Consider the following 21,141-nt stretch of genomic DNA (forward strand, 5'->3'; position numbering starts at 1 on the left):
GAGCCCGGCTTACAGGCCGTTCTTCGCCTTGAACTCGCGGCGACGACGGTGCAGGACCGGCTCGGTGTAGCCGTTGGGCTGCTTGGTGCCTTCGACCACCAGTTCGACTGCGGCCTGGAAGGCTACGTTGTCGTCGAAGTTGGGGGCCAGCGGGCGGTACAGCGGGTCGTTGGCGTTCTGACGGTCAACCACCGGAGCCATGCGCTTGAGGCTAGCGAGGATCTGCTCCTCGGTGACCACGTTGTGGCGCAGCCAGTTGGCCAGCAGTTGGCTGGAGATACGCAGGGTGGCGCGGTCTTCCATCAGGCCGACATCGTTGATGTCCGGCACCTTGGAGCAGCCGACGCCCTGGTCGATCCAGCGCACTACATAGCCGAGGATGCCCTGGGCGTTGTTGTCCAGTTCGTTCTGGATCTCGTCGGCGCTCCAGTTGGTGTTGGGCGCCAGCGGGATGGTCAGGATGTCGTCCACCGAGGCGGGCGTGCGCTTGGCCAGCTCGGCCTGACGGGCGAACACGTCGACCTTGTGGTAGTGCAGGGCGTGCAGGGTGGCGGCGGTCGGCGACGGCACCCAGGCGGTGTTGGCACCGGCCAGCGGGTGGCCGATCTTCTGCTCGAGCATGCCGGCCATCAGGTCGGGCATGGCCCACATGCCCTTGCCGATCTGGGCGCGGCCTTGCAGGCCGGTGGCCAGGCCGATGTCGACGTTGTTGTTTTCGTAGGCGCCGATCCACTTCTCGCTCTTCATGGCGGCCTTGCGCACGACGGCGCCAGCTTCCATGGAGGTGTGGATTTCGTCACCGGTACGGTCGAGGAAGCCGGTGTTGATGAAGACCACGCGCTCGCTGGCGGCCTTGATGCACGCCTTGAGGTTGATGGTGGTGCGGCGCTCTTCGTCCATGATGCCCACCTTCAGGGTGTTGCGCGGCATGCCGAGCACATCTTCGACGCGGCTGAAGATTTCAGCGGCGAAGGCGACTTCTTCCGGACCGTGCATCTTCGGCTTGACGATGTAGACCGAGCCGGTGCGGGTGTTCTTGCGGCTGGTGTTGCCGTTGAGGTTGTGCAGGGCGATCAGGCTGGTGAACAGCGCGTCCTGGATGCCTTCCGGGATCTCGTTGCCAGCGGCGTCGAGAATGGCCGGGTTGGTCATCAGGTGGCCGACGTTGCGCACGAACAGCAGGCTGCGGCCGTGCAGGGTCAGCTCGGCACCGTCGGCCTTGGTGTAGACGCGGTCGGGGTTCATGGTGCGGGTGAAGGTCTCGCCGCCCTTGGACACGCTCTCGGCCAGGTCGCCTTTCATCAGGCCCAGCCAGTTGCGGTAGACCACGGTCTTGTCGTCGGCGTCGACGGCGGCAACGGAGTCTTCGCAATCCATGATGGTGGTCAGGGCGGCTTCCATCAGCACGTCCTTGACGCCAGCGGCATCGGTCTTGCCGATGGGGCTGTTGGCGTCGATCTGGATTTCGAAGTGCAGGCCGTTGTGCTTCAGCAGCAGGGCTTGCGGGGCTGCGGCATCACCCTGGAAGGCGATGAACTGGGCAGCGTCCTTGAGGCCGGTGGCGGTGCCGTCCTTCAGGGTCACGGCGAAGGCGCCGTCCTTGATGGCGTAGGCGGTGGCGTCGACGTGGGAGCCGTCGTGCAGCGGGGCGGCTTCGTCGAGGAAGGCGCGGGCGAAGGCGATGACCTTGTCACCACGGACCTTGTTGTAGCCCTTGCCCTTCTCGGCGCCGTTTTCTTCGCTGATCACGTCGGTGCCGTAGAGCGCGTCGTACAGCGAACCCCAGCGGGCGTTGGCGGCGTTCAGCGCGAAGCGGGCATTCATCACCGGTACGACCAGCTGCGGGCCGGCCATGCGGGCGATTTCTTCGTCAACGTTGGTGGTGGTGGCATGGAAGTCGGCCGGCTCGGGGAGCAGGTAGCCGATTTCCTGAAGGAAAGTCTTGTAGGCCACGGCATCGTGGGCCTGGCCGGCGCGGGCCTGGTGCCAGGCATCGATCTGCGCCTGGAGTTCGTCGCGCTTGGCGAGCAGGGCTTTGTTCTTGGGCGCCAGGTCATTGATGACCGCTTCGGCTCCGGCCCAGAACTTCTCGGCGCTGAGGCCGGTTCCGGGGATGGCTTCGTGATTCACGAAGTCGAACAGGACTCTGGCGACCTGCAGGCCACCGACTTGAACGCGCTCAGTCATTGCTTGCCTCACTCTGCTCAATATCCGCTTCGGACCATGCTCCAGTGCTTGTAGTCCGAGCCGCGGCATACTACATGAACCCGCCGTAAAAATCATGGGCGTGCGTCGCTATGCGACCGGAAAACGCCTTACAGTCACAGCGGGGGCAGAATGTTCTCAAAAAACTGGGTGATTGTTCCAGATAAATCTTAAAAACGTACACGATTTCTGAAAAACCGTGCCTGCGACCCAGCGCCGCAGGCTGTGAAGGTAGATTTCGGGACTACATCCAGCTCTTTTCTATACTCCTCCCACTACAAAAAACGGAGTTCCACCATGGCTGTGCATGCCGTAACCGCTGCCGATATCGATGAGCTCGCCGAACTCTTCTCCGGCTACCTGGATTTCTACGAAGTGCCGCGCCCCCTGGGCGAGGTGCGCGACTTTCTTGGTGACCGCCTGGCGCGCGGCGATTCGGTGCTGTTCATCGCGCGTAGCCTGGAGGGCAGGGCGCAAGGGTTCGTGCAGCTCTACCCCTTCATGTCGTCCCTGGCCCTGGCGCCGGCCTGGTTGCTCAGCGACCTGTACGTCGCTCCCGATGCCCGCCGGCAAGGGGTGGGCGAAGAGCTGATGAACGCGGCGCGTGCCCATGGCGAGGCCACCGGTGCCTGCGGCCTGCAGCTGGAGACGGCGAAGACCAACCTGGCCGGCCAGGCGCTGTACGAGCGCCTGGGCTACGTGCGCGACCAGGTGTACCTGACCTATTGGCTGAGCCTCGCCTGAGGCGGCCCCACTGAGATAAGGAGTAGAGCGTGGACCATCTGGTACTGACGGTAATCGCCCCGGATCAGCCCGGGTTGGTGGAACGGGTCGCCCAGTGCATCGCCGCCCATGGCGGCAACTGGCTGGAAAGCCGCATGTCGCGCATGGCCGGGCAGTTCGCCGGCATCCTGCGGGTGGCGGTGCCAGCCGAGGGTTATGACGAACTGGTGGAAGGGCTGCAGGGCCTGGCCGCCCACGGCATCCGGGTGATGCTGGCGGAAAGCGGCATCGAGCCCTCCTGCACCTGGAAGCCGATCCTGCTGGACCTGGTGGGGAACGATCGTCCCGGCATCGTCCGCGACATCACCCGGTTGCTGTCCGAGGAGGGGGTGAACCTGGAGCGCCTGGTGACCGAGGTGAAGCCGGCGCCCATGAGCAGCGAGCCGCTGTTCCATGCCGAAGCGCTACTGGCGGTGCCGCTGACGCTTTCGCTGGATGTGCTGCAGAGGCGCCTGGAGACCCTGGCCGACGACCTGATGGTGGAACTCAACCTGCAGCCCCAGGCGTCCTGAGCCGCTATCCCCGGAAAACCTGGGCAAGCCTGTGGATAACCTGGGGAGCGTAACGGCTGCCCAAAGCGGGGCGGGCTTTTCCGCTACCTGGGTGAAAAACGAGCTAAATCAGCGGCTTGTGCACAAAGGGCGGGGATGGAGCTGTGGATAACCTTGGGAGAAACGGCTACAGGCCTCGCGTTGCATGGCCTGTAGCCGATCGTTCGTTTTCTGCTCAGCCGACGTTGCGACGCAGGGTGAACCAGGCGTCGACGCTGTAGACGAGCAGGCCGGCCCAGATGAAGCAGAAGGCGATGAGCTTGCTCGGGTCGAAGTGCTCGCCATAGAGGAAGATGGCCTGCAGCATCACCAAGGTCGGCGCCAGGTACTGGAGGAAGCCCAGGGTGGTGTAGGGCAGGTGGCGAGCGGCGGCGTTGAAGCACACCAGCGGCACCAGGGTGATGGGGCCGGCGGCCATCAGCCAGAAGGCTTCGGGCGTGCTCCAGAACGCCACCTGGCTGGTCTGTGCCGCCGGGTGCAGGGCCAGCCAGCCCAGTGCGATGGGCAGCAGCAGCCAGGTCTCCACCACCAGCCCGGGCAGCGCCGCTACCGGCGCCTGCTTGCGGATCAGCCCGTAGAAGCCGAAGGTCAGCGCCAGGGTCAGCGACACCCAGGGCAGGCTGCCCACTTGCCAGATTTGCTGCGCCACGCCCGCGGTCGCCAGGCCCACGGCGAGCCATTGCAGGCGACGCAGGCGCTCGCCGAGCAGCAGCATTCCCAGCAGCACGTTCACCAGCGGGTTGATGTAGTAGCCCAGGCTGGCTTCGAGCATGCGCCCGTTGTTCACCGCCCAGACGTAGACCAGCCAGTTGGAGGCGATCAGCACGCCGCTGGCGGCGAGGATGCCGAAGCGTTTCGGGTTGGCCCGCAGTTCACGCAGCCAGCCGGGGTGCTTCCACACCAGCAGCAGGAGGGCGCCGAACACGGCGGACCAGACCGCGCGATGGACGATGATCTCAAGGGCGGGGACGGCCTGGATGGCTTTGAAGTAGATGGGGAACAGGCCCCAGATGATGTAGGCGGTCAGGCCGAGGATGTACCCGCGACGCGGGTTGGCGGTGGCCATGCAAGGTCCTTGCTTAGGTCGCTAACGAAAGGTCCGACATTCTAGAGGCCGCCTGGCCGACTTGTCTGTGTGTTCAGGATCTTCCGGCAGGCCACCGTCGAAACGGGCGTAAGAAATACGTTACGCCGCGTTCCGCTCTCGTTCGCAGGGGACTAGAACAGCCGCAACGGCTCTTCGTCCATCGCCGCCAGCTGCTCGCGCAGGATCAGCACCTGGTCGCCCCAATAACGCTCGCTGCCGAACCAGGGGAAGCTCATGGGGAAGGCCGGGTCGTCCCAGCGCCGTGCCAGCCAGGCGCTGTAGTGCATCAGGCGCAGGGCCCGGAGGGCTTCGATGAGGGGCAGCTCGCGGGGGTCGAAATCGTGGAATTCCTGGTAGCCGTCCACCAGCTCGGAGAGCTGCGTCAGGCGCTCGTGGCGCTCGCCGGCGAGCATCATCCACAGGTCTTGCACTGCCGGGCCCATGCGGCAGTCGTCGAGGTCGACCATGTGGAAGGTTTCATCACGGCACAGCAGGTTGCCGGGGTGGCAGTCGCCATGCAGGCGGATGGCGTTGTAGCGCACCTCGCCGAAGCGCTGGTCGAGGCGCTTGAGCAGGTCGCGGGCGACGGACTCATAGGCCGGGAGCAGGCTCTTGGGCACGAAGCCGCCCTCCAGCAGGGTGTGCAGCGAGTCATGGCCGAAGGCCTGGACGGTCTGGGTCTCGCGGTGCTCGAAGGGGCGCACGGCACCCACCGCATGCAGGCGGCCGAGCAACTGGCCGAGGCGGTAGAGCTGGTCCATGTTGCCGGGCTCGGGGGCGCGGCCGCCGCGACGGGGGAACAGGGCGAAGCGGAAGCCGGCGTGTTCGAACAGGGTCTCGCCATCCCGGGAGAGCGGGGCCACCACCGGGACTTCATGTTCGGCGAGCTCGGCGCTGAAGGCGTGCTCTTCGCGGATCGCGGCGTCGGTCCAGCGTTGCGGGCGATAGAACTTGGCGATCAGCGGCTGCTCGTCCTCGATGCCGACCTGGTAGACGCGGTTCTCGTAGCTGTTCAGGGCCAGCACGCGGGCGTCACTGAGGTAGCCCAGGCTCTCCACTGCATCGAGCACCAGGTCGGGGGTCAGTTCGGCGAAGGGATGGGACATGGGTGGCTCCGATGGATTGGGCAGCAAGTCTAGCGCCAATGGCACCAGCGGGGCGGCCTATCTATAAGGAGCGCATCTCAGAGCGGGGTGCCGAGCAGAACCTGGCTGGGGGAGAACTGGGCGCGGGCCATGCTGCCGGGCTGCAGGCCATCGGCCTTGAGTTGCTGGGCTTCGGCCAGGGCGCACAGGGTCTGGCCGCTGGCCAGGGTGATGCGCACTTCGCTGGGGCCTTCGTCATCGGGCAGGATCGCTTCGATGCGGCCTTCCAGGGCGTTCATCTGCGGGTCGGGCGTAGCGCCCAGGGACTGTACGCTGAGCCAGCCGGCCTTCATCAGGGCGATCACGCCGCCGCCTGGGGCGAGCTCCAGTTTTTCGCTGCTGTCATGGGTGATCTGCGCGCGCATGCTCGCACCACCGGGGAGTTCGATCTCCACCACGTCGTTGCGACCCTGGGCGTGCAGCGCAACGACCTTGCCGCTGAGCTGGTTGCGGGCGCTGGTGCGCAGCATCAGGCGGCCGAGGCGCTCGAGGTCCTGCTCGCTTTCGGCGCTTTCCAGCAGACGCGCCTGCAGGCTTTCCATGCGCTTGAACAGGGCCAGCAGGCGCACGCCCTCGGCTGACAGGCGTGCACCACCGCCGCCCTTGCCGCCGACGCTGCGCTCGACCAGGGGCTTCTCGGAAAGGTTGTTGAGTTCGTCGATGGCGTCCCACGCGGCCTTGTAGCTCAGCCCTGCGGCCTTGGCGGCGCGGGTGATCGAGCCCTGCACGCCGATCTGCTCCAGCAGGGCCATGCGCTGCGGGCGGCGGGTCAGTTGCTGGGTCAGGGGCGTGAGCTGGCTCATGGCGGATAACTGCTGGTGACTATGGCGCAGCAGGCTGAGTGAGTCCGACGCTTCAGTCAAGCACTCAGGGTCTGCTGCCGGGTTTGGGCGTGCGGGCCAGGCAATAGATGTCGACCCGCGCGGCGCCGGCGCGTTTCAGCAGCTGGGCGAGGTATTGCGCGGTGGTGCCGGTGGTCAGGACGTCGTCCACCAGGGCCAGGTGCAGCCCGCTCGGCGTGGCGTGCCTGGCGAGCTGGAAGGCGCCGCGCAGGTTGCGCTTGCGGGTGGCGGCGTCCAGGCCTTGCTGGGCGGGGGTGTCGAGGGCGCGGAGTAGCCAGTCGTCGTGCACGGGCAGGCGCAGTTGACGGCCAAGCCAGTGGGCGAGCATCTGCGCCTGGTTGAAGCCGCGCTGGCGTTGGCGCCGGGCGGCCAGCGGCACGGCGAGCAGGGCATCGGGGCGGGGTTCACCTGCGGCCTGGGTCCGTTGCAGGTGGTTGGCCAGAAGCTCCGCCAACAGGCGCCCCAGCGGCCATTGGGCCTGGTGCTTGAAGCGGGTGATGAGGCTATCTACCGGGAAGTCATAGCGCCAGGCGATATGGGCGGCATCGAAGGCGGGTGGGCGCTTCAGGCATTCGCCACACACCAGGCCGTGGGCGGGGAGGGGCAGGGCGCAGACGCTGCAGCAGCCGTCCAGCCAGGGGAGGTCGCCTTCGCAGCCGGGGCAGATGGGCAAGGTGCCGCCGCTCGCCCACGCGCCGCATAGCGCGCAGGTCGGGGACGGGGTGGCGAGGTGGCGCAGCAGGTGGACGATCCTGTCCATGGCGCCACTCCGTGGGCGAGATCAGTGGATCAGCCAGCTCATGACGACCAGGCCGAGGAAGATGAGGATCAGGCCGCTGATGATGCCCTTTCGCAGCAGTGCGCGTACGCCGCTGAACAGCAGGAGCAGGCCGAGAATGAGTACGACGAAGCTGAAGATCGACACATCCATGCCGATGGCCCGCGCGAGGCCGTGGAGAAAGTCGTCCATGGCCGCCCAGACGCCGCCGAGGACGCTGGAAAGGAGGTCGACGATGAAGCGGATCACCTTGCCGATCGCCTCGCCCAGCCAACTGAAGAAACCGTCGTTACCCATGCTCATTCCTTATGCGTTCAGGACCGTCAGGGTCTTTGATCCAAACGGCAGCCAAGGGTTCTTTGTGGCTAATAAATAACCAGATGTAAACCTGTGTCGAGTTTTTGGTTGACAGCGTCATACCCCAAAATCAAGATGCCCATCAGCCTGAATTCCCGCGCCCGCCGTCGGGATTTCCCCTTACAAGAGGCGCGATCCACGCGTCGAAGGAAGCTCCCATGAGTGCAACCGCAGCCATCTCTACACGCCACGACTGGTCCCTCGCCGAAGTGCGGGCGCTGTTCGAGCAACCCTTCAATGACCTGCTGTTCCAGGCGCAGACCGTGCATCGCAGCCACTTCGACCCGAATCGCGTGCAGGTTTCCACCCTGCTGTCGATCAAGACCGGCGCCTGCCCCGAAGACTGCAAGTATTGCCCCCAGTCCGGCCACTACAACACCGGCCTGGACAAGGAAAAGCTGATGGAGGTGCAGAAGGTCCTGCAGGCCGCCGCCGAGGCCAAGGCCATCGGCTCCACGCGCTTCTGCATGGGCGCCGCCTGGAAGCACCCCTCCGCCAAGGACATGCCCTACGTGCTGGAGATGGTGAAGGGCGTGAAGAAGCTCGGCCTCGAGACCTGCATGACCCTTGGCCGCCTCGACCAGGAGCAGACCCAGGCGCTGGCCGATGCCGGGCTGGACTACTACAACCACAACCTCGATACCTCGCCGGAGTTCTACGGCAACATCATCACCACCCGCACCTACAGCGAGCGCCTGCAGACCCTGGCCTATGTGCGTGAAGCGGGGATGAAGATCTGTTCCGGCGGCATCCTCGGCATGGGCGAGTCGGTGGACGACCGCGCCGGCCTGCTGATCCAGCTGGCCAACCTGCCGGAGCACCCGGAGTCGGTGCCGATCAACATGCTGGTCAAGGTCAAGGGCACGCCGCTTGCCGAAGAGAAGGACGTCGACCCGTTCGACTTCATCCGCACCCTGGCCGTGGCGCGCATCATGATGCCGAAGTCCCATGTACGCCTCTCCGCAGGCCGCGAGCAGATGAACGAGCAGATGCAGGCCCTGGCCTTCATGGCCGGCGCCAACTCCATCTTCTACGGCGAAAAACTGCTGACCACCGCCAACCCCCAGGCGGACAAGGACATGCAGCTCTTCGCCCGTCTCGGCATCAAGCCGGAAGAGCGCGAAGAACACGCCGACGAAGTGCACCAGGCCGCCATCGAACAGGCGCTGGTGGAGCAGAGAGACTCCAAGCTCTTCTATAACGCTGCTGTTTAAAGACGGCGAGCTGGAAGCCGGAAGCCGGAAGCTTGAAGCGGGTGGCTCGGGCTTTCAGCTTCTAGCTTCCCGCTTCGAGCTTTCTATGCCCTTCAATCTCGCTTCCCGACTCGCCGAGCGCCGCGCCGCTGACCTTTACCGCCAGCGCCCCCTGCTGGAAAGCCCCCAGGGGCCCGAGGTGGTGGTGGATGGCCGGGCGATGCTCGCCTTCTGTTCCAACGACTACCTGGGCCTGGCCAACCACCCCGAGGTGATTGCCGCGTTGCGTGCCGGTGCCGAGCGCTGGGGCGCCGGTGGGGGGGCCTCGCACCTGGTGATCGGCCACAGCGGACCGCACCACGAACTGGAGCTGGCCCTGGCCGAGTTCACCGGTCGGCCGCGCGCGCTGCTGTTCTCCACCGGCTACATGGCCAACCTGGGCGCCGTCACCGCGCTGGTGGGCAAGGGCGACAGCGTGCTGGAGGATCGCCTCAACCACGCCTCGCTGCTGGACGCGGGCCTGCTCTCCGGGGCACGTTTTTCCCGCTACCTGCACAACGATGTGGGCAGCCTGGCTTCGCGCCTGGAGAAGGCGGAAGGCAACACCCTGGTGGTCACCGACGGTGTGTTCAGCATGGACGGCGACCTCGCCGACCTGCCTGCGCTCTGCGCCAAGGCCAGGGAGAAGGGCGCCTGGGTGATGGTCGACGACGCCCACGGCTTCGGCCCCCTGGGCGCCACGGGCGGCGGCATCGTCGAGCACTTCGGCCTCGGTCTGGACGACGTGCCCGTGCTGGTGGGCACCCTGGGCAAGGCCTTCGGCACCGCTGGTGCCTTCGTTGCCGGCAGCGAGGAGCTGATCGAGACGCTGGTGCAGTTCGCCCGCCCCTACATCTACACCACCAGCCAGCCGCCCGCCGTGGCCTGCGCGACCCTCAAGAGCCTTGAGCTGCTGCAGAAGGAGAGCTGGCGTCGCGAGCACCTGAACCGGCTGATCCAGCGCTTCCGCGAGGGCGCCGCCGAGATCGGCCTGACGCTGATGGACAGCCCGACGCCGATCCAGCCGATCCTCGTCGGTGACAGCGCCCGCGCCATGAGACTCGCGGCCCTGCTGCGCGAGCGCGGCATCCTCGTCGGCGCCATCCGCCCGCCCACGGTGCCGGCCGGCAGCGCGCGCCTGCGGGTGACCTTCAGCGCCTCCCACAGCGAGGCCCAGCTGGAACTGTTGCTCCTGGCGTTGTCCGAAAGCTGGAACATTCTGGCTAAGGAAGGAAGAACCGATGCGTGATCGACTGATCCTGCTGCCCGGCTGGGCGCTGGGCCCGGCGGCCCTGGAGCCGCTGCGCGATGCCCTGTCCGAGCGTGCGCCGCACCTGAATATCGAGATCGAAGCGCTGCCCGATCTGGCGGAGCCGGAAGCCTGGCTAGACGAACTCGATGCGCGCCTGCCGAGCGACTGCTGGCTGGCCGGCTGGTCCCTGGGCGGTATGCTGGCGGCGCAATTGGCGGCACGGCGCGATGGGGCATGCCGCGGGCTTATCGGTCTTGCGAGCAACCTGTGTTTCCGTGCTCGTGACGATTGGCAGAGCGCCATGCCCGGCGAGGTCTTCGCTGCCTTCCACGAAGCCTTCGGCCTTGACCCTGCACTGACCCTCAAGCGCTTCCGCATGCTGGTGAGCCAGGGCGCCAAGGACCCGCGCACCCTGGCGCGGCAACTGCAGGTCACCCAGCCGTCGACGCCGTTCGAGGTGCTGGAGGCCGGCCTGCAACTGCTGGCTGGGCTGGATACCCGTGGCGCCCTGCGTGCCTACAGCGGCCCTCAGTTGCACCTGTTCGCCGGCCGCGATGCGCTGGTGCCCGCAGCCGCCTGCCAGGCGTTGCTGGATTGGTTACCGGATGTGGAAGCGTCGATCATCCGCGAGGCCAGCCACGGCCTGCCGGTGGAGTGCCCGGATGCGGTCGCCGAGGCGATGCTGGCGTTCATGTTCGAAGGTGAAGATGTCTGAATCCGTTGCCCTGCCTCTGCCCTGTGCTCCCCAGGACGGCTCGCCCCTGCCGGACAAGCGCCAGGTAGCGGCCTCTTTCTCCCGCGCAGCGGCCAGCTATGACAGCGTTGCCGAGCTGCAACGCGCCGTCGGCGGTGCCCTGCTCGACAGCCTGCCCGAGCACTTTGCTCCTGAGCGCTGGCTCGACCTGGGCTGCGGCACCGGGTACTTCTCGCGCCTACTGGCGCAGCGCTTCCCGGCTTCGTCTGGCCTGGCGATGGATATCGCCGAAGGCATGCTGCAGCACGCGCAACCCCTAGGGGGCGCGCGGTATTTCGCGGCGGGCGACGCCGAGCGCCTGCCGCTGGCAGATGGTTGCCTGGACCTGGTGTTCAGCAGCCTGGCGGTGCAGTGGTGCGGCGATTTCGCCGCCGTGCTGGCCGAGGCGCGACGGGTGTTGCGCCCGGGTGGACTGCTGGTGTTCAGCAGTCTCTGTGTCGGCACCCTGCAGGAGCTGCGCGACAGTTGGCAGGAGGTGGACGGCTTTGTCCACGTCAACCGCTTCCGCGAGTTCCAGCGCTACCAGGCGCTTTGCGGCGCAAGCGGGATGAATCCGCTGCAGCTCGAACGTCGCCCGCGGACCCTGCATTTCCCCGACCTGCGCAGCCTGACCCATGAGCTCAAGGCGCTGGGTGCGCACAATCTCAACCCTGGTCGTCCCGGTGGCCTGACCGGCCGGGCGCGTATGCTCGCCCTGATCGACGCCTACGAGCGTCGCCGCGATGACGCCGGCCTGCCCATTACCTATCAGGTCGTCCACGGCCTGCTGCGCAAGGATTCCTGAATGGCCGCTGCCTTCTTCATCGCCGGTACCGACACCGAGATCGGCAAGACCACGGTGGCGGCCGGCCTGCTGCATGCCGCGCGCCGGGCCGGGCTGTCCACGGCGGCGAGCAAGCCGGTGGCGTCCGGTTGCCTGGCTACCGCCGAGGGCCTGCGCAACGAAGACGCCCTGGCACTGCTGGGCGAGTGCTCGCTGCCGCTGGCCTACGAGGAGATCAACCCGCTGGCCTTCGAGCCCGCCATCGCCCCGCACCTGGCTGCCCGCGAAGCGGGTGTCGAGCTGAACCTGGCCGCGCTCTCGGTCCCGGTGCGGCGGATTCTCGACAAAGGCGCCGACTTCACCCTGGTGGAAGGGGCGGGTGGCTGGCGAGTGCCCCTGGCGGACCGGGCCAACCTGTCCGACCTGCCGATTGCCCTGGGCCTGCCGGTGATCCTCGTGGTCGGCGTACGCCTGGGCTGCATCAACCACGCACTGCTCAGCGCCGAGGCGATCCTGCGGGATGGACTGCCGCTCGCCGGCTGGGTGGCCAACCTGGTGGACCCGAACACCTCACGCCTGGAAGAGAACCTGGCCACCCTGACAGAGCGCCTTCCGGCCGCTTGCCTGGGCCGCATCCCGCGTCTGGAGTCGCCGACACCCGCCGCCGTTGCGGCCTGGCTGGACCTCGCCCCGCTTGGGCTATAAGCGATCCGAAGTTGATAGCCTTTTGTTTGTACGTTTTTTAGGCGTTTTCTGCTTCAATTAGGTCGTTAATCTCTTGTTTCGGGGTTGGTGATGGAAATCTCCGGTAGTGCCTTCAGCGCAGGATTGAGTGCTCTGCAGTCTGGCCAGCGTCGTATCGACCAGGCTGGTGCGGATATCGCAGGCTCGTCCGTGCAGCGCAACCAGCAGGCCCCCAGCGCCCGCGTGCAGGAATTCAACGGTGCCGACCAGGCGAGCAACCTGGTGGACCTCAACGTCGGCAAGTTCCAGGCGGAAGCCGGGGCGCAGGTGATCAAGACCGCTGACGATGTACTCGGAACCCTGATCGACACCCGCGCCTGACCAAGGGCATCCCGACTGCGTTAGCGGCCGGTGGTCTGGCGCGGGCAGGGAGGGCCCCATGCGGATCGGCAGTGCTGCATATCTCCCCTCGCCCACACTGGCGTCGCCGTCTTTGCGCGGTTCGCTTAGCGGCGCTGCCACTGAATCCTCCTCTTCTCTTCGCTCTTCATCGGCCACCGATGATCGGTCTCTTTCCACGGGCACCCGCGCCGATGTGCGTGACGGCGAGGGTGCGGCCTCTGCACGCGCAACACGGCAGCAGGAACAGCAGGACCTGCAGGAAATCGCCGAACTGGCTGCGCGGGACCGCGAGGTGCGCGCCCATGAGCAGGCCCATGCCGCGGTAGGCGCTGCCTATGCCGGCTCCCCCAGCTACAGCTTCAAGCGCGGCCCCGACGGCCAGTCCTACGCCACGGGCGGCGAAGTCGGCATTGACGTGAGCGCAGTGGCGGGTGACCCCGCCGCTACCCTGCGCAAGATGGCGGTGGTGCAGCGCGCGGCGCTGGCCCCGGCCGATCCATCGGCCCAGGATCGCCGCGTCGCCGCCGAAGCCGCTGCCCAGGCCGGGCAGGCGCTGGTCGAACTCGCCCAGCAGCGCCGCGAGGAAGCCTCCGAGGAGGCCGCGAGCAAAGCCGCCGCCCGTGCCAAATCGGAGGACGAGTCGTCTTCTTCGGCCTCTCCTGCGGCCAATCAGGATCTGGGTATCTACCTTCAGGTCGCCAGCCCCAGCGCCCTCGGCCCCCTGCTCGATACCCGCGCTTGAGCGCCGATGGGCGGATGCTTGACAAGGGATTGGCGTAAACGTATGTTTCAAACACCTGTTTGATTGTCGGGCGGCTTCCGTGCAGCCCACAGCGACTACCGTGATGTTGTAAGCGACCGATGTGCCGGTCACCTTAACTAGGAACCCACCGTAGAGGTTTACTGCTATGCCTGATTACAAGGCCCCCTTGCGTGATATCCGTTTCGTACGTGACGAGCTGCTCGGCTACGAAGCGCACTATCAGAGCCTGCCTGGCTGCCAGGACGCCACCCCGGACATGGTTGACGCCATTCTCGAGGAAGGTGCGAAGTTCTGTGAGCAGGTGATCGCTCCGCTGAACCGCGTGGGTGACATCGAGGGTTGCACCTGGAGCGAGTCCGGCGTGAAGACCCCGACCGGCTTCAAGGAAGCCTACAAGCAGTTCGTCGAAGGCGGCTGGCCGAGCCTGGCCCATGACGTCGACCACGGCGGCCAAGGCCTGCCCGAGTCGCTCGGCCTGGCCATCAGCGAAATGGTCGGCGAAGCCAACTGGTCCTGGGGCATGTACCCCGGCCTGTCCCACGGCGCGATGAACACCCTGTCCGCCCACGGCACCGACGACCAGAAACACACCTACCTGACCAAGCTGGTATCCGGCGAGTGGACCGGCACCATGTGCCTGACCGAACCGCACTGCGGTACCGACCTGGGCATGCTGCGCACCAAGGCCGAGCCCCAGGCCGATGGTTCCTACAAAGTCACCGGCACCAAGATCTTCATCTCCGCCGGTGAGCACGACATGGCCGACAACATCGTCCATATCGTTCTGGCCCGCCTGCCCGATGCACCGGCCGGCACCAAAGGCATCTCCCTGTTCATCGTGCCGAAGTTCATGCCGACTGCCGAAGGCGGCGTGGGCGAGCGCAACGCCGTTGCGTGCGGTTCCCTCGAACACAAGATGGGCATCCACGGCAACGCCACCTGCGTGATGAACTTCGACGGCGCTACCGGTTTCCTGATCGGCCCGGCGAACAAAGGCCTGAACTGCATGTTCACCTTCATGAACACCGCTCGCCTGGGTACCGCGCTGCAAGGCCTGGCCCACGCCGAAATCGGTTTCCAGGGTGGCCTGAAATACGCTCGCGAGCGTCTGCAGATGCGTGCTCTGACCGGCCCGAAAGCGCCCGAGAAGCCCGCTGACCCGATCATCGTCCACCCGGACGTGCGTCGCATGCTGCTGACCATGAAAGCCTTCGCCGAAGGCAACCGCGCGATGGTGTACTTCACCGCCAAGCAGGTCGACATCGTCAAATACAGCCAGAACGAGGAAGAGAAGAAAGCCGCCGACGCGCTGCTGGCCTTCCTGACCCCGATCGCCAAGGCGTTCATGACCGAAGTCGGCTTCGAGTCGGCCAACCACGGCGTACAGATCTATGGCGGCCACGGCTTCATCGCCGAGTGGGGCATGGAGCAGAACGTTCGCGACAGCCGCATCTCCATGCTGTACGAAGGCACCACCGGCATCCAGGCTCTGGACCTGCTGGGCCGCAAGATCCTCATGACCCAGGGCGAAGCGCTGAAGGGCTTTACCAAGATCGTGCACAAGTTCTGCCAGGCCAACGAAGGCAACGAAGCCGTCAAGGAATTCGTCGAGCCGCTGGCCAAGCTGAACAAGGAGTGGGGCGACATCACCATGAAGGTCGGCATGGCTGCGATGAAAGATCGCGAAGAAGTCGGCGCCGCCTCCGTGGACTACCTGATGTACTCCGGTTACGCCTGCCTGGCTTACTTCTGGGCCGACATGGCTCGCCTGGCTGCCGAGAAGATCGCTGCCGGTGAAGGCGACGCCGCCTTCTACAAGGCCAAGCTGCAGACCGCGCGTTTCTACTTCAAGCGCATCCTGCCGCGTACCCGTACCCATGTTGAAACCATGCTGTCCGGCGCCAACAACCTGATGGACCTGGCCGAAGAAGACTTCGCCCTCGGTTACTAAGGCTTAGCGCTGTATGAAGAAGCCCGCCGCAAGGCGGGCTTTTTCATGGGCGTGTGAATGTGCCCGCAACCTCGGCCAAGAGGGCGCGAATAGGGGCGTTTCGTCGCGCAGACGGATGCGTGGCCCCTGCAGAAATGCAATCATATGGCCAGCTCGCCCACCCCCTTCGATACCTGTCTGGATCAGCATCAGTGCGGTCTCTCTCGTCCTTTCGCGTCAGTCATTTCGTCCCGCCCCTGGCCCTGATCCTGGCCGGCGGCGTGATGGGCTCGCTGACGGTCATGACCGAGTTCTTCGTCTCGCTGTTCAACGTGCTGCCCACGCTCCTGCTGCTGCTCGGCGGTTCGTTCTGCGCCGCCTACGGCCGCTTGCGCCAGCTGTTCCTGCTGCTGATCCTCTACCTTGCCTATTACCTGCTCGACACCCAGGTCGACTACTACCAGACCGAGCGTGTCGTGCGTGAAGACGCGGCCCTGGTGTTCCACCTCTGCAGCCTGCTGCTGCCCCTGCTGTTCGGCCTGTTCGGTTGCTGGCAGGAGCGCACCCACCTGCTGCAGGACTTCGTCGCCCGCGCTGCGGTGATGCTCGCCGTGGTCGGCGTCGCCGTCGCGCTTGGTCGCAGCTACCCCGAGTCCGTGCTGCCGGCGCTCACCGCCGTGCATTGGCCGTTGCTGCATGGCACCTGGATGAGCCTGATCCAGCTTTCCTACTTCGCCTTCGTCGGCGCGTTGATCGCCCTGGCGGTCATCTATGTGCGCCAGCCCAGGCCGCAACATGCCGCCCAGCTCCTGGCGCTGCTGGGCATCTGGTGGATGCTGCCCAAGGTCTTCGTCCTGCCCCATGCGCTGCACGCCATGAGCAGCCTGGCGATGCTCGCGCTCACCGCCTCGGTGGCCCACGAGGCCTACCAGATGGCCTTCCGTGACGAGCTCACCGGGCTGCCCGGCCGCCGCGCCCTCAACGAGCGCCTGCAGCGCCTGGGGCGCAACTATGTGCTGGCGATGACCGACGTCGACCACTTCAAGAAATTCAACGACACCTACGGCCACGATGTCGGCGACCAGGTGCTGCGCATGGTCGCCAGCCGCCTGAAGAAGGTCACCGGCGGCGGCAAGGCGTATCGCTATGGCGGCGAGGAATTCACCATCGTCTTCACCGGCAAGACCATGGAGGAATGCCAGCCGCACCTGGAGGCGATACGCGAAGCCATCGAGAACTACAGCATGCAGCTGCGCGACAAGGACAGCCGCCCCAAGAGCGACGAGCAGGGCCGCAGCAAGCGCAGCGGCGCCGCCGGGCAGAGCGTCTCGGTCACCATCAGCATCGGCGTCGCCGAACGCGATGCCGAGCAGCGCACCCCCGAGGAAGTCATCAAGGTGGCCGACCAGGCGCTCTACAGCGCCAAGAGCGCCGGGCGCAACCGCGTGTTCCTCCATGGGCAGAACCGCCGTGGCGCGGTGCGGGTGCGCAAGGCCGACGCCTAGCGCAGCGGGTTATGGCGCTGCATTCAGCGCCGGCAGCTTCGTTGTCCGGGGCCCGGGCGCGCAGTAGGGTCGGATGATTGGCGCCGACCCTGGCGCTCGCCCAAGGAGAACCTGCCATGCCCGAGTACAAGGCCCCCCTGCGCGACATGCGCTTTTTGATCGACGAAGTCTTCGATTTCCCGGCGACCTACGCCGCCATCGGTGCCAGCGACGCCACCCCGGACATGGTCTCGGCGATCCTCGAGGAGGGCGCCAAGTTCTGCGAGCAGGTGCTCTCGCCCATCAACCGCTCCGGCGACGAGGAAGAGTGCCAGTGGAAGGATGGCGTGGTGACCACGCCCAAGGGCTTCAAGGAAGCCTTCGCCCAGTACGTCGAGGGGGGCTGGAACGGCCTGGCCGCCGACCCGGCCTACGGCGGCCAGGGTCTGCCCCATTCCCTCGGCCTGATCATCAGCGAAATGGTCGCCTCCAGTAACCAGTCCTGGGCCATGTACCCCGGCCTCACCCACGGCGCCATGTCGGCCATCCACGCCCACGGCACCGAAGAGCAGAAGCAGACCTACCTCACCCGCATGACCGAAGGCCGCTGGACCGGCACCATGTGCCTCACCGAGCCCCACTGCGGCACCGACCTGGGCATCATCAAGACCCGCGCCGTGCCCCAGGCCGACGGCAGCTACGCGGTCAGCGGCACCAAGATCTTCATCTCCGCCGGCGAGCACGACATGAGCGAGAACATCGTCCACCTCGTCCTCGCCAAGCTGCCCGATGCGCCCGCCGGCACCAAGGGCATCTCCCTGTTCATCGTGCCCAAGTTCATGCCGGCCGCCGATGGCGCCGTCGGTGCGCGCAACGCCGTCTCCTGCGGGTCCATCGAACACAAGATGGGCATCAAGGCCTCCGCCACCTGCGTGATGAACTTCGACTCCGCCACCGGCTACCTGATCGGCGAGGCCAACAAGGGCCTCAACTGCATGTTCACCATGATGAACCACGCCCGCCTGGGCACCGGCATGCAGGGCCTCTGCCTCGGCGAGGCCAGCTACCAGGGCGCCGTGCGCTACGCCAACGACCGCCTGCAGATGCGCGCACTGACCGGGCCGAAAGCCCCGGAAAAGGCCGCCGACCCGATCATCGTGCACCCCGACGTGCGCCGCATGCTGCTGACCATGAAGGCGTTCAACGAAGGCAACCGCGCGCTCTCCTACTTCACCGCGCAACTGCTGGATATTGCCCACGGCAGCCAGGACGCCGAGCAGCGTCAGGAAGCCGATGACCTGCTGGCCTTCCTCACCCCCATCTGCAAGGCCTTCATGACCGAGACCGGCCTCGAAGCCACCAACCTCGGCATGCAGGTGTTCGGCGGCCACGGCTACATCCGCGAGTGGGGCATGGAGCAACTGGTGCGCGACTGCCGCATCGCCCCTATCTATGAGGGCACCAACGGTATTCAGGCCCTCGACCTCCTCGGCCGCAAGGTGCTCGGCAGCCAGGGCAAGCTGCTGCGCGGCTTTACCAAGCGCGTGCACAAGTTCTGCCTGGCCCAGGCCGAGCACCCGCAGTTCAAGGCACAGGCCGCCGAACTGGCTCGGCTCAACCAGCAGTGGGGCGAGCTGACCCAGAAGGTCGGCATGGCTGCGATGAAGAACCCGGACGAAGTGGGCGCTGCCTCCGTCGACTACCTGATGTACTCCGGCTACATCGTGCTCGCCTGGTTCTGGCTGCAGATGGCCGTGGTCGCCCAGGCCAAGCTCGACGCCGGTACCAGCGAGGCGGCTTACTACCAGACCAAGCTCGCCACCTTCGACTTCTACTTCAAGCGCCTGCTGCCTCGCACCACCGCCCATCAGGCCGGGGTCGAGGCGGGCAGCGACTGCCTGATGGCCCTGCCGGCCGACCAGTTCGCGCTCTAAGCGTCTAATCTCGGTGTATTCAGGGGCCCGCCATGTGCGGGCCCTTTTCATCCGGGTTGCGAATTGTGACTTATCGATAACATATGGTCACGCAACGACCCTATGTGTCTCAAAAGTTGTTCGGGTACACTGCCGCCCTGTTCCGTGAAACCGGCCCTTCCGGCCGCCTGTAGAGTTCCTGCGAGGTTTTGCACATGGCTGACTACAAAGCGCCCCTGCGCGATATGCGCTTCGTCCTCAACGAGGTTTTCGAGGTTGCCAAGCTCTGGGCTGAGCTGCCCGCCCTGGCCGAGACCGTCGATGCCGAAACCGCATCCGCGATCCTCGAAGAGGCCGGCAAGGTCACCGGCGGCACCATCGCCCCGCTGAACCGTTCCGGCGACGAAGAAGGCTGCCAGTGGAGCGACGGCGCGGTCACCACGCCTGCCGGTTTCCCCGAGGCCTACAAGACCTACGCCGAAGGCGGCTGGGTCGGTGTCGGTGGTGATCCGGTCTACGGCGGCATGGGCATGCCCAAGGCGATCTCCGCCCAGGTCGAGGAAATGGTCAACTCGGCCAACCTCTCCTTCGGCCTCTACCCGATGCTCACCGCCGGTGCCTGCCTGTCGATCAACGCGCACGCCAGCGAAGAGCTCAAGGAAAAGTACCTGCCGAACATGTACGCGGGCGTCTGGGCGGGCTCCATGTGCCTGACCGAACCCCACGCCGGCACCGACCTGGGCATCATCCGCACCAAGGCCGAACCCCAGGCCGACGGCAGCTACAAGGTCACCGGTACCAAGATCTTCATCACCGGCGGCGAGCACGACCTCACCGAGAACATCATCCACCTGGTCTTGGCCAAGCTGCCCGACGCGCCCGCCGGCCCGAAAGGCATCTCGCTGTTCCTGGTGCCCAAGTTCATGGTCAATGCCGACGGCTCCCTGGGTGAGAAGAACACCCTGTCCTGCGGCTCCATCGAGCACAAGATGGGCATCAAGGCCTCCGCTACCTGCGTGATGAACTTCGACGGCGCCACCGGCTGGATCGTCGACGCCCCGAACAAGGGCCTGGCCGCCATGTTCACCATGATGAACTACGAGCGTCTGGGTGTTGGCATCCAGGGCCTGGCTTCCGGTGAGCGTTCCTACCAGAGCGCCGTCGAATACGCCCGCGACCGCATCCAGAGCCGTGCGCCGACCGGCCCGGTCGCCAAGGACAAGGCCGCCGACCCGATCATCGTGCACCCCGACGTGCGTCGCATGCTGCTGACCATGAAGGCGGCCAACGAAGGCGGTCGTGCCTTCTCCACCTACGTCGCCATGCAGCTGGACACCGCCAAGTTCAGCGAAGACCCCGTCGTGCGCAAACGCGCCGAAGAAATGGTCGCCCTGCTCACCCCCGTGGCCAAGGCCTTCCTCACCGACCTCGGCCTGGAAACCACCGTCCACGGCCAGCAGGTGTTCGGCGGCCACGGCTTCATCCGCGAATGGGGCCAGGAGCAGCTGGTGCGTGACGTGCGCATCACCCAGATCTACGAAGGCACCAACGGCATCCAGGCGCTGGACCTCGTCGGCCGCAAGATCGTCGGCAGCGGCGGCGCGTTCTACAAGCACTTCTCCGACGAGATCAAGGCCTTCACCGGCAGCGCCTCCGCTGACCTGGCCGAGTTCGTCGAGCCTCTGAACGCCGCGGTCGCCAACCTCGACGACCTCACCGCCTGGCTGCTGGAAAGCGCCAAGTCCAACCCCAACGAGATCGGCGCCGCGTCGGTCGAGTACCTGCACGCCTTCGGCTACACCGCCTATGCCTACATGTGGGCACTGATGGCCAAGGCCTCGCTGGGCAAGGAAGGCCAGGACGAGTTCTACGCCAGCAAGCTGGGCACCGCGCGTTTCTACTTCGCCCGCCTGCTGCCGCGCATCCACTCCCTGACCGCCTCGGTGAAAGCCGGCAGCGAGTCGCTGTACCTGCTGGACGCCGCCCAGTTCTAAGCGGCCCCCGCAAACGAAAAAGCCCCGCCGATGCGGGGCTTTTTCATTTGAACGTGGGAAACCGCGTCTTCAGGACGTGGTCATGAGTCATCGGCTCTGTGCCTGTGACGGTTCGAGCTGAGGACTGACAGGATGAGCTCGTGCCGCAGGGTGTGCCGTGTGCGCACCGCCGCTTGGTGCTTCCGGCCAGTCCCAGGTGCGCGCAGCACACCCTACGTCCGG

At 66.0% G+C, this 21,141-nt stretch carries 19 protein-coding genes; 13 read left to right on the forward strand and 6 right to left on the reverse strand.

What is annotated here, in order from left to right:
- Window positions 1–9: 9 nt before the first annotated feature.
- Window positions 10–2,187 (reverse strand): malate synthase G, encoded by a 2,178-nt coding sequence (locus PI990_RS02790; protein ID WP_271659761.1) that lies wholly within the window; start codon window positions 2,185–2,187, stop codon window positions 10–12.
- Window positions 2,188–2,502: 315 nt separating this feature from the next.
- Here PI990_RS02790 and PI990_RS02795 point away from each other — a divergent pair, with 315 nt between their 5' ends.
- Together PI990_RS02795 and PI990_RS02800 are read left to right on the forward strand one after the other, a co-directional pair.
- Complete coding sequence (locus PI990_RS02795; protein ID WP_271659762.1) at window positions 2,503–2,949, forward strand: GNAT family N-acetyltransferase; 447 nt, start codon at window positions 2,503–2,505, stop codon at window positions 2,947–2,949.
- A gap of 29 nt (window positions 2,950–2,978) precedes the next feature.
- Entirely contained in the window at window positions 2,979–3,500 is a 522-nt protein-coding gene (locus PI990_RS02800; RefSeq protein ID WP_263402793.1) for a glycine cleavage system protein R, read from the forward strand.
- A 214-nt stretch (window positions 3,501–3,714) separates the two neighbouring features.
- On the opposite strand, the gene rarD is transcribed toward PI990_RS02800, so the two are convergent.
- From rarD to PI990_RS02825, 5 genes are all read right to left on the reverse strand, one after another.
- Window positions 3,715–4,605 (reverse strand): EamA family transporter RarD, encoded by an 891-nt coding sequence (gene rarD / locus PI990_RS02805; protein ID WP_271659763.1) that lies wholly within the window; start codon window positions 4,603–4,605, stop codon window positions 3,715–3,717.
- 152 nt (window positions 4,606–4,757) lie between these two features.
- A complete protein-coding gene (locus tag PI990_RS02810) occupies window positions 4,758–5,732 on the reverse strand; it encodes a serine/threonine protein kinase (protein ID WP_021222754.1) in 975 nt (324 codons plus the stop codon).
- A gap of 77 nt (window positions 5,733–5,809) precedes the next feature.
- A complete protein-coding gene (locus PI990_RS02815; protein ID WP_271659764.1) occupies window positions 5,810–6,574 on the reverse strand; it encodes a TOBE domain-containing protein in 765 nt (254 codons plus the stop codon).
- A gap of 64 nt (window positions 6,575–6,638) precedes the next feature.
- Complete coding sequence (locus tag PI990_RS02820) at window positions 6,639–7,373, reverse strand: ComF family protein (RefSeq protein ID WP_271659765.1); 735 nt, start codon at window positions 7,371–7,373, stop codon at window positions 6,639–6,641.
- 21 nt (window positions 7,374–7,394) lie between these two features.
- On the reverse strand, window positions 7,395–7,688 hold the full coding sequence (locus tag PI990_RS02825; protein ID WP_271659766.1) for a hypothetical protein: 294 nt from the start codon (window positions 7,686–7,688) through the stop codon (window positions 7,395–7,397).
- A gap of 218 nt (window positions 7,689–7,906) precedes the next feature.
- Here PI990_RS02825 and bioB point away from each other — a divergent pair, with 218 nt between their 5' ends.
- From bioB to PI990_RS02880, 11 genes are all read left to right on the forward strand, one after another.
- Window positions 7,907–8,962 carry a biotin synthase BioB gene (bioB, locus tag PI990_RS02830; RefSeq protein ID WP_021222750.1) on the forward strand — a complete coding sequence of 352 codons (1,056 nt, stop codon included), beginning with the start codon at window positions 7,907–7,909 and terminating at the stop codon, window positions 8,960–8,962.
- 85 nt (window positions 8,963–9,047) lie between these two features.
- Window positions 9,048–10,229, forward strand: coding sequence for an 8-amino-7-oxononanoate synthase (bioF, locus tag PI990_RS02835; RefSeq protein ID WP_184488500.1), 1,182 nt, complete (start codon window positions 9,048–9,050; stop codon window positions 10,227–10,229).
- Complete coding sequence (locus tag PI990_RS02840; RefSeq protein ID WP_184488501.1) at window positions 10,222–10,947, forward strand: alpha/beta fold hydrolase; 726 nt, start codon at window positions 10,222–10,224, stop codon at window positions 10,945–10,947. Before bioF ends, PI990_RS02840 begins: the two co-directional genes overlap by 8 nt.
- Window positions 10,940–11,770 carry a malonyl-ACP O-methyltransferase BioC gene (bioC, locus tag PI990_RS02845; protein WP_271659767.1) on the forward strand — a complete coding sequence of 277 codons (831 nt, stop codon included), beginning with the start codon at window positions 10,940–10,942 and terminating at the stop codon, window positions 11,768–11,770. The genes PI990_RS02840 and bioC overlap by 8 nt, the downstream gene beginning before the upstream one ends.
- On the forward strand, window positions 11,771–12,454 hold the full coding sequence (bioD, locus tag PI990_RS02850) for a dethiobiotin synthase (RefSeq protein WP_271659768.1): 684 nt from the start codon (window positions 11,771–11,773) through the stop codon (window positions 12,452–12,454).
- 90 nt (window positions 12,455–12,544) lie between these two features.
- Window positions 12,545–12,814, forward strand: coding sequence for a hypothetical protein (locus PI990_RS02855; protein WP_271659769.1), 270 nt, complete (start codon window positions 12,545–12,547; stop codon window positions 12,812–12,814).
- 214 nt (window positions 12,815–13,028) lie between these two features.
- The gene (locus tag PI990_RS02860; protein ID WP_021222744.1) at window positions 13,029–13,577 is read left to right on the forward strand and encodes a putative metalloprotease CJM1_0395 family protein; all 549 of its coding nucleotides are present in this window, start codon (window positions 13,029–13,031) and stop codon (window positions 13,575–13,577) included.
- Window positions 13,578–13,743: 166 nt separating this feature from the next.
- Complete coding sequence (locus tag PI990_RS02865; RefSeq protein WP_271659770.1) at window positions 13,744–15,549, forward strand: phenylacyl-CoA dehydrogenase; 1,806 nt, start codon at window positions 13,744–13,746, stop codon at window positions 15,547–15,549.
- Window positions 15,550–15,740: 191 nt separating this feature from the next.
- Window positions 15,741–17,033, forward strand: a complete 1,293-nt coding sequence (locus PI990_RS02870; protein WP_271659771.1) for a GGDEF domain-containing protein — start codon at window positions 15,741–15,743, stop codon at window positions 17,031–17,033.
- A gap of 116 nt (window positions 17,034–17,149) precedes the next feature.
- Window positions 17,150–18,946, forward strand: coding sequence for an acyl-CoA dehydrogenase C-terminal domain-containing protein (locus PI990_RS02875; RefSeq protein WP_271659772.1), 1,797 nt, complete (start codon window positions 17,150–17,152; stop codon window positions 18,944–18,946).
- A 194-nt stretch (window positions 18,947–19,140) separates the two neighbouring features.
- The gene (locus PI990_RS02880; protein ID WP_021222740.1) at window positions 19,141–20,919 is read left to right on the forward strand and encodes an acyl-CoA dehydrogenase C-terminal domain-containing protein; all 1,779 of its coding nucleotides are present in this window, start codon (window positions 19,141–19,143) and stop codon (window positions 20,917–20,919) included.
- Window positions 20,920–21,141: the final 222 nt, after the last annotated feature.

It is taken from the genome of Pseudomonas sp. TUM22785 (assembly GCF_028198105.1).
GTDB lineage: Bacteria > Pseudomonadota > Gammaproteobacteria > Pseudomonadales > Pseudomonadaceae > Metapseudomonas > Metapseudomonas solani.